The 12929-nt window shown below is 66.0% G+C and carries 15 protein-coding genes and 1 pseudogene; 10 read left to right on the top strand and 6 right to left on the bottom strand.

The features are described from left to right. Nucleotides 1-303 precede the first annotated feature (303 nt). From hda to J7360_RS09285, 3 genes are read right to left on the bottom strand one after another with little or no spacing between them, the layout of a single operon-like run. On the bottom strand, nucleotides 304-990 hold the full coding sequence (gene hda / locus J7360_RS09295; RefSeq protein ID WP_057662280.1) for a DnaA regulatory inactivator Hda: 687 nt from the start codon (nucleotides 988-990) through the stop codon (nucleotides 304-306). Further along, nucleotides 987-2153, bottom strand: a complete 1167-nt coding sequence (locus J7360_RS09290; protein ID WP_007966114.1) for an AI-2E family transporter — start codon at nucleotides 2151-2153, stop codon at nucleotides 987-989. The genes hda and J7360_RS09290 overlap by 4 nt, the downstream gene beginning before the upstream one ends. Beyond that, on the bottom strand, nucleotides 2150-3262 hold the full coding sequence (locus J7360_RS09285; protein WP_209033728.1) for a DUF2066 domain-containing protein: 1113 nt from the start codon (nucleotides 3260-3262) through the stop codon (nucleotides 2150-2152). The genes J7360_RS09290 and J7360_RS09285 overlap by 4 nt, the downstream gene beginning before the upstream one ends. 128 nt (nucleotides 3263-3390) lie before the next feature. Between J7360_RS09285 and purM the strand changes: the two genes are divergently transcribed. From purM to J7360_RS09260, 5 genes and pseudogenes are all read left to right on the top strand, one after another. After that, nucleotides 3391-4416, top strand: coding sequence for a phosphoribosylformylglycinamidine cyclo-ligase (gene purM, locus J7360_RS09280; RefSeq protein WP_007966111.1), 1026 nt, complete (start codon nucleotides 3391-3393; stop codon nucleotides 4414-4416). 17 nt (nucleotides 4417-4433) lie between these two features. Continuing rightward, nucleotides 4434-4891 (top strand): annotated as a pseudogene (locus J7360_RS09275) (hypothetical protein). A 23-nt stretch (nucleotides 4892-4914) separates the two neighbouring features. Then, entirely contained in the window at nucleotides 4915-5583 is a 669-nt protein-coding gene (purN, locus tag J7360_RS09270; protein ID WP_007966107.1) for a phosphoribosylglycinamide formyltransferase, read from the top strand. A 66-nt stretch (nucleotides 5584-5649) separates the two neighbouring features. After that, nucleotides 5650-6477 carry a DUF3108 domain-containing protein gene (locus J7360_RS09265; protein ID WP_057662274.1) on the top strand — a complete coding sequence of 276 codons (828 nt, stop codon included), beginning with the start codon at nucleotides 5650-5652 and terminating at the stop codon, nucleotides 6475-6477. Between the two features lie 3 nt (nucleotides 6478-6480). Next, the gene (locus J7360_RS09260) at nucleotides 6481-7164 is read left to right on the top strand and encodes a DUF3108 domain-containing protein (protein ID WP_042675742.1); all 684 of its coding nucleotides are present in this window, start codon (nucleotides 6481-6483) and stop codon (nucleotides 7162-7164) included. 208 nt (nucleotides 7165-7372) lie between these two features. Here the strand turns inward: J7360_RS09260 and J7360_RS09255 are convergent, their stop codons facing one another. The 3 genes from J7360_RS09255 to J7360_RS09245 all read right to left on the bottom strand — a co-directional run bounded on the left by J7360_RS09255 (nucleotide 7373) and on the right by J7360_RS09245 (nucleotide 9444). Beyond that, nucleotides 7373-7702, bottom strand: a complete 330-nt coding sequence (locus J7360_RS09255; RefSeq protein WP_209033726.1) for an EF-hand domain-containing protein — start codon at nucleotides 7700-7702, stop codon at nucleotides 7373-7375. Further along, nucleotides 7699-8973 (bottom strand): UDP-N-acetylglucosamine 1-carboxyvinyltransferase, encoded by a 1275-nt coding sequence (gene murA, locus J7360_RS09250; protein ID WP_007964357.1) that lies wholly within the window; start codon nucleotides 8971-8973, stop codon nucleotides 7699-7701. Before murA ends, J7360_RS09255 begins: the two co-directional genes overlap by 4 nt. Before the next feature lie 243 nt (nucleotides 8974-9216). Then, the gene (locus J7360_RS09245) at nucleotides 9217-9444 is read right to left on the bottom strand and encodes a BolA/IbaG family iron-sulfur metabolism protein (protein WP_005913369.1); all 228 of its coding nucleotides are present in this window, start codon (nucleotides 9442-9444) and stop codon (nucleotides 9217-9219) included. 53 nt (nucleotides 9445-9497) lie between these two features. Between J7360_RS09245 and J7360_RS09240 the strand changes: the two genes are divergently transcribed. Genes J7360_RS09240 through lptB form a run of 5 tightly spaced genes read left to right on the top strand, consistent with a single transcriptional unit; the run spans nucleotide 9498 to nucleotide 12925 of the window. Beyond that, entirely contained in the window at nucleotides 9498-10499 is a 1002-nt protein-coding gene (locus J7360_RS09240; protein WP_022558840.1) for a KpsF/GutQ family sugar-phosphate isomerase, read from the top strand. Between the two features lie 48 nt (nucleotides 10500-10547). After that, a complete protein-coding gene (locus J7360_RS09235) occupies nucleotides 10548-11096 on the top strand; it encodes an HAD hydrolase family protein (protein WP_057662268.1) in 549 nt (182 codons plus the stop codon). After that, nucleotides 11093-11668 carry an LPS export ABC transporter periplasmic protein LptC gene (gene lptC / locus J7360_RS09230; RefSeq protein WP_057662266.1) on the top strand — a complete coding sequence of 192 codons (576 nt, stop codon included), beginning with the start codon at nucleotides 11093-11095 and terminating at the stop codon, nucleotides 11666-11668. The genes J7360_RS09235 and lptC overlap by 4 nt, the downstream gene beginning before the upstream one ends. Beyond that, nucleotides 11646-12206, top strand: a complete 561-nt coding sequence (lptA, locus tag J7360_RS09225; RefSeq protein ID WP_011051948.1) for a lipopolysaccharide transport periplasmic protein LptA — start codon at nucleotides 11646-11648, stop codon at nucleotides 12204-12206. The genes lptC and lptA overlap by 23 nt, the downstream gene beginning before the upstream one ends. Further along, nucleotides 12206-12925, top strand: a complete 720-nt coding sequence (gene lptB / locus J7360_RS09220) for an LPS export ABC transporter ATP-binding protein (RefSeq protein WP_057662263.1) — start codon at nucleotides 12206-12208, stop codon at nucleotides 12923-12925. Before lptA ends, lptB begins: the two co-directional genes overlap by 1 nt. The last annotated feature ends 4 nt before the right edge of the window (nucleotides 12926-12929 follow it).

The following is a 12929-nucleotide window of genomic DNA, read 5'->3' as shown; positions in this document are numbered from 1 at the left end:
ACGCCTGCCATGAAGTTGGCGATGGCCGCTTAGCTCCACTTCTGGCGACCGCTAAAAGTGGGGGGATTACCGCGGGACCCTTGGCGGCATGGATGCCGCAACGGAGCTTACAGGGACGTACTTGCAGCGTGTCCTGCGATGGTGGGCGGGCAAGGGCCCTGCAGCAAACGCGCAGCGTCGAGGGCGTGGTGCTCTCACCGCGTCAGACAGTTGGCTGGTTGTTTTGTTTAAATCCATGCACCACGACCATCTTGAGCGGTACTTGCAACCAAGCCGCAGATCGGTCGTTTACGACCCGCGATCCTAAAGCACACGCCGCAAAAATGGCACGGTGATGCGGCGCTTTGCGGCCAACGATTCGCGATCCAGACGATCCAGCAAGGCCACCAGCGCCGCCAATTCACGCTCGCTGTGGGTCAGCAACCAGTCGATCGCCGCTTCGTCCAGCGCCAGGCCGCGACGCTGCGCGCGGTCGCGCAGCACCGCCGCGCGCGCCGCATCGTCGAGCACGGGTAACCCGATCCGGATGCATTGCGACAACCGCGAACGCAGGTCCGGCAACACCAACGCCAGTCCATCGGGCATCTGTCGCGCGGTGTACAACAGCGTGATGCCGGCCGCGCGCGCGCGATTGTGGAAATCGAACAACGCCACTTCGTCGTCGCGTTGGCCGGCGATGCTTTCCACGCCATCCAGGGCGACCAGGCTGCGGCCTTCCAACGCTTCGAGCGCATCGCGCAAGCGGCCGGCGGCCGCCTGCAGCGGCAGATACGCCGGCGTGCGCCCGGCCTGCTCGGCGGCGGCGCACAGCGATAGCGCCAGATGCGTCTTGCCGGTGCCGGCGGGGCCGGAGAGATACAGCCAATCGCTCACCTGCCCCGCAGCCAGCGCCTGCAATTGCGCAAGCAGGCCGTCGGGCGCGGCGATGTAACTGTCGAAACGCTGATCGGGTGGCGCGCGCAACGCCAGCGGCAACTGCGGAACACTCACAACCGATCTGCGTCCTTGCTGGGGTCGATGATCACGCTGCGCTCGGGCGTGGACTGCAGCACGATGCCGGCGCGCTCGCCCGCATACAGGTCGCTGCGCGTGTACTGCTCATGCGCATAGCGCAACAGCACGTTGGCCACCGCCGCGACCGGCAATGCCAGCAACATCCCGAGGAAGCCGAACAACTGGCCGCCGGCCATCACCGCGAAGATCACCGCCACCGGATGCAGGCCGATCTTGTCGCCGACGATGCGCGGCGTGAGCACATAGCTTTCCAGCAACTGGCCCACCGTGAACACGACACCCACGCCGATCAGCAATTTCAGATCCAGCCCTTGCGCCTGCACGATGGCCGCCAGCAATGCGAGCACGATGCCGGTAGTCGCGCCCAGGTACGGGATGAAACTGATCAAGCCGGCGATGATGCCGATCAACAAGCCCAGATTGAGGCCGATGATGGACATACCGGTAGCGTAGATCGCACCCAGCGCCAGCATCACCAGGAACTGGCCGCGGATAAAGCCACCGAGCACGTCGTTGGATTCCTGTGCCAGCCGGCTTGCGGTGCCGATGTAAGCACGCGGGATGACGGCAGCCACGCGTTCGACCAGGCGATCCCAGTCGCGCAGAAAATAGAACGCCAGGATCGGCAGCAACGCCAGGTTGATCACCCAGGTCACCATTGCAAAGCCCGAACGCGACACGTAGCCGAAGAGCGTCTTGGCGGCGCCACCGGCCTGCTCCCAGTGGCTGCGGATCCAGTCGATCAAGCGCTCCGGGTCCAGCCAGGCCATCAGCTGCATGCCGGTCTTGGCTTCCAGCCAGGGGATGGCGGTGCCGATTGCCCAGTTGCGCATCTGCGGCAGCGCATCGATCAAGGTCATGATCTGGCGTTCGATCATCGGCACCAGAATCATCAATGCCAGCACGAACAGCAGCGTCGCCAGCACGAAGACCAGCATCACCGCCACATTGCGCGAGCGCCCGGCGCGTTCGATGCGGTCCACCAGCGGGTCGCCCAGCCATGCCAGCAACAGCGCCAGCACGAACGGGGTCAGGATCGGCGCCAGCAGCGAAACCACCCACAACACACCGACAATCACCGCCGCCCATTTGAGGCGACGCAGGAACAAGGCAATTTCGGCTTCGGGAGTCAAAGTCATTTCAGGCGGTACTCGGCGTGCTCGTTTTCGAGAATGATCGGGCCTTCGGTCGGTACCGAGACCGAGACCAGCGGGCTGTTGTCGCCGAGCATACGGTTGAGGCCGGAAATGCCCGTGAGCAGTTCCAGATCCAGTTCCATGCGGTCGCCATTGGCGCTGACCGGGCGGATGCTGCGCACCACCGACACGCCCTGCAACGCGGCCGACACACGCAGATAATCGTCGGCGCTGCTGATGCCGGTGATCACCACGCGGTAGACGCCGGGCACGCCCGAATCCACCCGCTTGGCGTAGCGCTTGACCAGCGCGTCGGCAGCGCCGTCGGCACCGGCGGCCATCGCGCGGCGCGCATCGCCGTCGCTGCTGGTCCAGCTGGACAGCACATTGCCGTTGTCCACGAATACCCAGTCGGCCGTCCAGCCGGCGGCGTTGCGGTAGAGCTTGCCGATCAACTGCATCGGCGGGCTGTATTTGGCGGAGGCGCGCGACACCGCGGCGGTGTCCTTGCGCCAGATCGCGCCAGCCAGTGCCTGCTCGGCGGCGCCGCCGCTCGGCAGACCGAGCCGGTAGCCGCGTTCGATCGCACGGTCCAGCACGCTGCGCGCGGCATTGGCCTGAGCCACGCCGACCAGACGTGGGCCGCTGCCGTCGTCGATGGCAAGCCACAGCACCGGCTTGGGCCGGGGCAAGGGCCACACCGGCAAACCCAGCGCAGCGATCAGGCCATCCACATCCGATTGACGGAAACGTGCCACCAGGGTCGTACGGAAGGTCGGCGCGCCGGTGCGCGAGGTGCCCTGATCCTGGCGGTAGTCGTAGTGTTCGACGTAGTTGGGCGCATTGCGCAGCGCCTGCGGCACGCCGGGGCGGCTCATCACGCCGCGGTCGCCGGAGACCTTGCCCAGCACCGCGCCGAGCGCGCGTGCCAGTGCGCCGGGGCGATCGGATTCGCTCTGGCTATTGACCGGCACTTCGGCGTCGTAGGCACTTTGCGCCTTGGCAACGTCGCCTTCGGTGCGCAGATCTGCTTGCGCAAAGGCCGGAGCGACGGGCATTGCGACCACGAGGGCGAGAAAGAAAGCGAGACTGCGGCGCATCGACGGTTCCATGACATAAGCGTATCCGGGTGAATTGTTGCCCGAATGGGGCGCTAGCGCCAACGTGGCTGCTAAAATCGCCGCCTTTACCGCCGAGCCCCCCGCCCGTGACCAGCCAGACGCCTTCCAGCCCCTCGCCCATGACCTACCGCGACGCGGGGGTCGACATCGACGCCGGCAATGCATTGGTCGAACGCATCAAGCCGCTGGTCAAGCGCAGCTTCCGGCCCGAGGTCATGGGTGGCCTGGGCGGCTTCGGCGCGCTGTTCGACCTGTCCGGCAAGTACAAGGAGCCGGTGCTGGTGTCCGGCACCGACGGCGTGGGCACCAAGCTCAAGCTGGCCCAGCAATTGGGGCGGCACGACACCATCGGCATCGATCTGGTCGGCATGTGCGTCAACGACGTGCTGGTGCAGGGCGCCGAGCCGTTGTTCTTCCTGGATTACTTCGCCACCGGCAAGCTGGACGTGGACACCGCTGCGGCGGTGGTGGGCGGCATCGCACGCGGCTGCGAGCTTTCCGGTTGCGCGCTGATCGGCGGCGAGACGGCTGAAATGCCCGACATGTATCCGCCGGGCGAATACGACCTGGCCGGCTTCACCGTGGGTGCGGTGGAAAAGTCGCAGTTGCTGGATGGCGCACAGGTGCGCGACGGCGACGTGCTGATCGGCATCGCCTCCTCCGGCCCGCATTCCAACGGCTATTCGTTGATCCGCAAGATCTACGAGCGCGCCGGCGCGCCGGCCGAACACGTGCTGGACGACGGCACCAAGCTGATCGATGCGCTGATGGCGCCGACTGCGCTGTACGTCAAGCCGGTGCTGGCGCTGCTGAAGTCGCACGGTGAGGCGATCCACGCCATGGCGCATATCACCGGTGGCGGCCTCACCGAAAACATCATCCGCGTGATACCCGAGGGCCTGGGTCTGGACATCGACGCCACTGCCTGGACGTTGCCGCCGGTATTTGCATGGCTGCAGCGCGAAGGTGCGGTGGCCGATGCCGAAATGTGGCGCACCTTCAACTGCGGAATCGGCTTCGTGCTGGTTGCCGCGCCCGCGCAGGCGGCCGCGCTAGAACAGGCGTTGGATGCGCAGTCGCTGGCGCATTGGCGCATCGGCCAGGTGGTGACGGCGCATGGCGACGAGCGCGTGCGCATCGGCTGATCGATCAGGACACCTGCATGGACGCTTCCCCAGTCGCCACGACCGCATCGGCCAGCACCGACGATCTGCAGCATCTCAAGCTGCTGTGATCTTCCACTACGTGCTGGCCGGCCTTACCGGATTGTTTTCCCTGATTCCGCTGATCCACCTGTTCATGGGGCTGGCCATCGTCACCGGGCGTCTGCCCATGAAGGACAGCACCGGGCAGACGGCGCCACAGGAGATACAGCTGTTCGGCTGGGTCTTCGTGATCATTGCAGCGATGCTCATCCTGGGTGGACTCACCATGGCCGGCTTCATGGCCTATGCCGGCCGCTGCATCGCCCAGCGCAGGCGCCACCTGCTGTGCCTGATCGTGGCCGGCATTTCCTGTTCCTTCATGCCGTTCGGCACCGTGCTTGGCGTCTTTACGCTGGTGACGCTGCTGCGCCCGCAGGTGAAGGCTCTGTTCGGTGCCGGCAACGCTGCGGTTTGAGATGTCTGTGAGCCTACTCTCCAGTGCCCGCACCTGACGCCCCGTTGCGCCTGGCCGTGCTGGCCTCCGGCCGTGGCAGCAATCTGCAGGCCATTGTCGATGCGATCGCCAGTGGGCGTCTGCATGCCGAGGTGGTCGGGGTGTTTTCCGATCGCCCGCAGGCGCCAGCCTTGCAGAACGTCGAGCCGGCGCGTCGCTGGAGTGCCAGCCCGCGCGATTTCGCCGACCGTGCCGCGTTCGATGCCGCACTTGGCGAGGCGATCGCGGCGGCGCAGCCGGACTGGGTGATCTGCGCCGGCTATATGCGCATCCTGGGCGAGCCGTTGGTGCGCCGTTTCGCCGGGCGCATGCTCAACATCCATCCCTCGCTGCTACCCAAATACCGTGGCCTGCACACGCACGCACGCGCGCTGGAAGCCGGCGATGCAGAGCATGGTGCCAGCGTGCATCTGGTGGTACCGGAACTGGATGCCGGCGCGGTGATCGCGCAGGCGCGTGTTCCGGTCCTGCCCGGCGACAGTGCCGAACAACTGGCCGTGCGGGTGCTGGCGCGCGAGCACCCGCTGCTCCTGGCCACGCTGGAGCTGCTTGCCAGTGGCCGCGTCGCGGTGCATGGCGACACCGTGCTTATCGACGGTCAGTGCCTGTTTACGCCACTGCGACTAGAGTCCGCAAACACCGCACTCGCCTGAATGCGGAAGACATTCCCCTCATCCCGTCCCGGACATCCTTGCGGCCTCCGTGCCCGCCACCAGCGCATGAACGTCATCCCGATCGCCGCCGCGCTGTTAACTGTTGCCCTACTTACCGAGGCCGGCCCAGGCCGTGCACAGCAGGCGCCCGTCGCGTCTGAACCAGCGGCGCCCGCTGCGGTCACGATTCCAGGCGCGGCACCGACACCGCCCGCTGCCCTGCCCGCCGGCACCTGGACGCCACCGCCGCTTGAGCCGTTCGTGGCGACCTACCAAGCGTTCTATCGTGGCAAGGAAGCAGGCGATGCCACCATGCAGGTCAGCCACGGCGAGGGTAACCAGTGGCGCATCGACATGTCGGTGCGTGGCCGCAAGGGCTTCGCCAGCATCCTGGGCCTGAACCTGGAGCAGAGCACGGTGTTCCGCGTGGATGGCGACACCTATGTGCCGCTGAGCCAGAGCACGGTACGCAAGGCGGTGTTCTTCGGCAAGAAGGTCACCGGCGTCTACAACTGGCAGGCCGGCACAGCGCAATGGAACGGTGATCTGAAGGAAGATCGCCAGCAGCCGATCCCCTTGCAGCACGGCGACCAGAGCGCGCTGTCGCTGAACCTGTCGCTGATGCGCGACGCGCAACCCGGGCGCAGCCTGAGCTATCGCTACGTCGACGTGGGCAAGGTGCGCAAATACGACTACCGCGCCGCCGATGCCACCGAGGTGGTGCAGGTGGGCGATCTGAGCTACGACGCGTTGCGCGTGTACCGCGTCAACGGTGGCGACAACGAAACCATCCTGTGGATCGCCAACGGAGTTCCCACTCCGGTGCGCATCCTCCAACGTGACAAAGGTGAGGATCAGGTCGATCTACGCCTGGTCGAATACCAAGGAGCCTGACCGATGAAAACCCTCCCCCGTCCCAGCGCCATCATTGCCGCCGCCGCATTGGCGATGGCCAGTCTGCCTGCCTTGGCCATGCAGCCATTCCAGGCCGACTACTCGGCCAACTACATGGGCATGCAAGCCAACGGCACCATGACCCTGGCCGCCGCCGGTGCCAATCAGTGGCGGTATACGCTGACCATCCAGAACCAGCTCGCCAACCTGACCCAGAGCACGGTGTTCGAAGAAGCCAATGGCCGGCTACGCCCGGTCAGCAGCAACGACACCTCGTCGATGATGGTCAAGCGCCGTAACGTCACCGCCAACTACGACTGGAAGACCAGTCAGGCCACCTGGGGCGGGGATATCAAGCCGGACCGCCGCGGCCCGGTCAAACTGCAGCCGGGCGACATGGATGCGCTGCTGATCAACCTGGCCATCACGCGCGATCTGGCCGCCGGCAAACCGCTCAACTACCGCATGGTGGACGAAGGCCGCATCAAGCCGATGAGCTACAAGGTGGTCGGCAAGGAAACCATCACCGTCAACGGCAAGCAGGAGCAGGCCACCAAGGTGTCGCGCGTGGACGGCGACAAGGAATTGATCGCGTGGGTGGTCAAGGACCTGCCGGTCCCGGCGCGCCTGCTGCAGAAGGAAAAAGGCCAGGACGCACTGGATCTGACCATCAAGGCGTTGCGCTAGACGCCAGGCGATCTTGGCAGGAGCGTGCCCGCGCGCGACGGGTCTTTATCGGTAACGCCCCGTCGCGCGCAGGCACGCTCCTGCCAAAGCATGCGACTCGCTCGGCGGGCGCACTGCCTTTGACAGCGATGAAAAGCCCGGCTGCAAGCCGGGCTTTTTTTATTCCGATAGGCGTGCGGCGGACTCTCCGCAGCACGCAGAAACACGCTCAACCCTCAGGCTTGGCCGCTGGCTTCTCATCGCCGGTGCTGAACAACGTGCGGCAATCCACACGAATCTGCTGGTCGTTCTTGCGCCAATAAAACAGGTCGCAATGGCGTTTGCCTTCGACAGTCTTCTTCACCGCCACTGCATAGAACGATTGCGCGATTTCTTCGCGGCTTGCGGTGCCGTCGTTGTTCCAGTCCATGTCCTTGAACTCCACGCCCTGGGTGATGGCCATGCCCACGCTCCAGGCATAGGCCAGCCATGCCAGGATCAGCACGATCACACCCAGCAGGACCTTGCGCCGGGTGGTGAAACGGCCGCGCAGGATCATGCGGTGCGCTGGATGGTCGCGCCCAGCGCCCCCAGCTTCTCCTCGATGTTTTCGTAGCCACGGTCCAGGTGGTAGATGCGATCGATGGTGGTGTCGCCATCGGCGACCAGGCCGGCCAGGATCAACGATGCCGACGCGCGCAGGTCAGTCGCCATCACCGGCGCGCCGCTCAGGCGTTCGGCACCGCGCACGATGGCGGTATGGCCTTCGACCTGGATATCCGCGCCCAGGCGCAGCAGCTCGTTGACGTGCATGAAGCGGTTTTCGAAGATGGTTTCGTTGATCACGCCCACCCCGTCGGCCACGCAGTTGAGCGCCATGAATTGCGCCTGCATGTCGGTGGGAAACGCCGGGTACGGCGCGGTGGTCAGGCTGACCGCGCGCGGGCGCTTGCCGTGCATGTCCAGCGTGATGCTGTCGGCGGTGGTGGTGATCGTGGCGCCAGCCTCGGTCAGCTTGTCCAGCACTGCGTCCAGCGTTTCCGGGCGCGCGCGGCGCACGGTGACGCTGCCGCCGGTCATCGCCGCAGCGACCAGGAAGGTGCCGGTTTCGATGCGGTCCGGCAGCACCGCATGGTGCCCGCCGCCCAGCCGCTCGACGCCCTGCACCACGATGCGCGGCGTGCCCGCGCCTTCGATCTGCGCACCGAGTGCGATCAGGCAGTCGGCCAGGTCGGTGACTTCCGGCTCCATCGCCGCGTTTTCCAGCACCGTGGTGCCCTCGGCGAGCACCGCGGCCATCAGCACGTTCTCGGTGCCGGTGACGCTGACCATGTCGAATACGTAGCGGGCACCCTTCAGGCGGCCATTGCTGGTGGCCTTGATGTAGCCGTTTTCCACGCTGATCTCGGCACCCAGTGCCTGCAGGCCCTTGATGTGCTGGTCCACCGGGCGCGAACCGATCGCGCAACCGCCGGGCAGCGAGACTTCTGCAGTGCCGTAGCGCGCCAGCAGCGGACCCAACACCAGGATCGAGGCACGCATGGTCTTGACCAGCTCATACGGCGCAACCTGATGGGTGACCGAGCGCGGGTCGACCAGGATCGAGCGGCCCTTGGCCAGCGTGCCTTCGTCGATGGTGACCTCGGCGCCCAGCTCGCTGAGCAATTTCACCGTGGTGATCACGTCGTGCAGATGCGGCACGTTGCTGATTTCCACTGGCGCGTCGGCCAGCAGGGTCGCGCACAGGATCGGCAGCACGGCGTTCTTGGCGCCGGAAATATTGACTTCGCCATGCAGCGCTTGGCCGCCGGTCACTACGATTTTTGCCATGGGAATCTTAAGAAATCCGAAAGTAGAAGGGATGTCGGGGGAATGAAGTGAGGGACGTATCGATCGTGGTGCACGCGGCGTGCGATGGCACCGGGGATCGAGCCGCGCCGGGTACGGCCCGAGACGCGCTGGACGCAGTCACTGCGTGAGCGTGGACGACGCCGGCCGAGGCGATGCAGGTGCATTCCGCTTCCCGGCCCCGCCCTGGGCACCGCTCCGGCCCAGCCCGCTCGGCGGCTGTGTTCAGCCTTCTTCGGGCGTCAGCGTCTTCAGTTGCAGCGCGTGGATCGCCCCGCCCATCAGCTCGCCCAGGGTCGCATAGACCATGCGGTGCCGCGCCAGCGGCGCCTTGCCGATGAATGCGGGGCTGACCACGGTGGCCTCGAAGTGCACGCCGTCGTCGCCGTGCACGTCGACGCGGGCTTCGGGCAAGCCGGATTCGATGAGTTTACGGATGGTTTCGGCGTCCAAAGGGCGTTTCCTCATAAAATGAGCGCACATTCTACTCTTCACCCGAGTCCTGCATGGCTGTCTCGCACCTGCCCTCCGCCACCGTCAGCGACGCCAGCCTGGTCGCCAGCGGCCAGCGTGTGCTGGAGATCGAGCGCGAGGCGCTGGCCAGCGTGGGCGCGCGCATCGGCGGCGAATTCGCTGCGGCCTGCCGCTTGGTGCTGGCCTCGCGCGGACGGGTGGTCGCCACGGGCATGGGCAAGTCCGGCCATGTGGCGCGCAAGATCGCCGCCACCCTCGCCTCGACCGGCACCCCGGCGTTCTTCGTGCACCCGGGCGAAGCCGGACATGGCGACCTGGGCATGATCACCGAGGCCGACATCGTGCTGGCGTTGTCGTACTCGGGGGAATCGGACGAAGTGCGCATGCTGCTGCCGGTGCTCAAGCGCCAGGGCAACCCGATCATCGCCATGACCGGCCGCACCAGTTCCACCCTGGCCCAGGCCGCCGACGTGCACCTGGACGTCAGTGTGTCGGCCGAAGCCTGCCCGCTGCATCTGGCCCCCACCTCCAGCACCACCGCCTCGCTGGCGATGGGCGATGCGCTGGCGGTTGCGCTGCTGGATGCGCGCGGCTTTACCGCCGACGACTTCGCGCGCTCGCACCCGGCCGGCAGCCTGGGCCGGCGCCTGCTGCTGCACATCACCGACGTGATGCACGCCGGCGAGGACCTTCCGCGTGTGCGCGAAGACGCCAGCCTGAGCGAGGCGTTGATGGAAATGAGCCGCAAGCGGCTGGGCATGACTGCCGTGGTGGACGCCGACGGCCATCTGATCGGGCTGTTCACCGACGGCGACCTGCGCCGCGCGCTGGACAGCGACATCGACGTGCGCAGCGCCGGCATCGCGCAGGTGATGACGCGCAACCCGCGCACCATCGGCGCCGACCAGCTGGCCGCCGAGGCCGCGCGGCTCATGGAAGACTACAAGATCAACGGCCTGATCGTGGTGGATGCGCAGCACCGCGCGGTGGGCGCATTGAACATTCACGACCTGTTGCGCGCCAAGGTGGTTTAACAGGTTCAGTTTTCAACCGCCGGACCCCGTTCTCACCGATTCGTGCCGATGCCCTATTCCCCCTTGCAGCACCTTCCCGCCGAGCTGATCGAGCGCGCCGCGCGCGTCCGCCTGGCCTGTTTCGACGTCGACGGCACGCTGACCGACGGCCGCCTGTATTACGACCACGCCGGTCACGAGAGCAAAGCGTTCAATGTGCTCGACGGCCAGGGCCTCAAGCAGCTCGACCACGCCGGCATCCACGTCGCGCTGATTACGGCGCGCGCCAGCCTGTCGGCGGAAAAGCGCGGGCAGGATCTGGGCCTGCATGTGCAGATCGGGGTCAAGAACAAGCGCCTGGCGGTGCTGGCGCTGTGCCAGGAGCACGGCCTGTCGCTGGACCAGGTGCTGTTCATGGGCGATGACCTCCCCGACCTGCCCGCCCTGCTCGCGGTCGGCCTGCCGGTGGCGCCGGCCAACGCGCACCCATGGATCGCCGAGCGCGTGCAGTGGCACACCCGCGCCCGTGGCGGCGAAGGTGCCGCGCGCGAAGTCTGTGATGTGGTGCTGGCCGCACAAGGCCAGGTCGAACGCATCATCGAAAGGTTCTCGGCATGAATTGGAACTGGCGCACCACCCTGGGCGTCGTGCTATTCGTCGCCGCCGTGATTTCCGGCTGGTCGGCCTGGAAGCAACGCGCGCGTCCGGCCGCCGCGGCCGTGCAGGAGTCCGGCGCGGACTACATCCTGCGCGACTTCGAGCTGATTGCCCTGGACAAGCAGAGCGGCAAGGAGTCGATGACGCTGCGCGCGCCGGAAATGCATCGCAACCGTGCCGACCAGACCGCAGACATCACCACGCCGGTGTTCCTGATGCCCGACAACGCCAATCTGCCGTGGACCCTGCGTTCCAAGACCGGCTGGGTCAACCCGGACGGCAGCCAATTGCGCCTGCGCGGCGATGTCGAGGGCGACAGCCCGACCGGCGGCGCCACCCCGCCAACCACGTTCCGCACCCAAAGCCTGGACGTGTTCCCGCAACAGAACATCGCCAAGACCGACGCGCCAGTGACCATGACCCGCCCGGGTATCATGCAGAGCGGCGTCGGCTTCGAAGCCGACCTCAAATCACGCCAGTACAAGCTCCTCTCTCAGGTCAAGACCCGCTATGAACCGAATGCTGCCCGCTAAACTGGCGTTTGCCGCACTGCTGCTGCCTGCGTTGGCAATGGCCAAGACCAGCGATCGCAACCAGCCGATGGCGATCGACTCCAATGCCAACGATTGCAACATGCTCGACGACAGCGGCAAGTGCCGTTTCAGCGGCAATGTGGTGATCACCCAGGGCACGCTGGAAATCCACGCCGACACCGCCGATATCTTCCAGAAGAACGGCCAGACCGATCGCGTGGTGCTCAACGGCAAGCAGGCCACGCTCAAGCAGGAGATGGACGACGGCGCCACGATGCACGGCCAGGCCGACAACATCGAATACAAGGTCGCCGATGAGATCATCATCCTGACCGGCAATTACAAGGTCGATTCGCCCAAGGGCACCAACGCCGGCCAGCGCATGGTCTACAACACCAAGACCGGCAACATGCAGAGCGGCGGCGATGGCAGCCGGGTGCGCACCATCATCCAGCCGAAAAATGCGGCGCCTGCCGCGGCAACGCCTGCGGCGACACCGGCCGCCAAGCCCGCTGCCAAGCCGCAGGGGAAGAAGTAATGCTGGTCGCCACCGGTCTGCGCAAGAAATACAAGCAACGCGAAGTGGTCAGGGAGTTCGGCCTCACGCTCGAAGCCGGCGAAGTGGTCGGTCTGCTCGGCCCCAATGGGGCCGGCAAGACCACCTGCTTCTACATGATCGTGGGTCTGGTCGAAGCCAATGCCGGCCGTATCGAACTGGATGGCCGCGACCTCACTGCCGAGCCGATGTACGCACGCGCCAAGCTGGGCGTCGGCTACCTGCCGCAGGAACCGTCGATCTTCCGCAAGCTCACCGTGGCCGACAACATCCGCCTGGTGCTGGAGCTGCGCGAGGAACTCGACAACGCCGGGCGCGAGAAAGAACTGGTCTCGCTGCTGGAAGAACTGCAGATCACCCACGTGGCCGATCAGCTCGGCGCCAGCCTCTCCGGCGGCGAACGGCGACGTTGCGAGATCGCACGTGCGCTGGCGGCCAAGCCGCGCATGATGCTGCTGGACGAGCCGTTCGCCGGCGTGGACCCGATTTCGGTCGGCGAGATCCAGCGCATCATCATCCACCTCAAGGAACGCGGCATCGGCGTGCTGATCACCGACCACAACGTGCGCGAGACCTTGGGAATCTGCGATCGCGCGTATATCCTCGCCGAGGGAGGCGTACTGGCGCAGGGGGCACCAGACACGTTGCTAGCCAATCCCGACGTCCGTCGCGTGTATCTGGGGGAAACTTTCCGCCTTTGAGCGC

It is taken from the genome of Xanthomonas sp. D-99, from assembly GCF_017746145.1.
Taxonomy (GTDB): Bacteria; Pseudomonadota; Gammaproteobacteria; order Xanthomonadales; family Xanthomonadaceae; genus Xanthomonas; species Xanthomonas cissicola.
The sequence above is the reverse complement of the archived record's forward strand: the minus strand, read 5'-3'. Positions and strand labels throughout refer to the sequence as shown.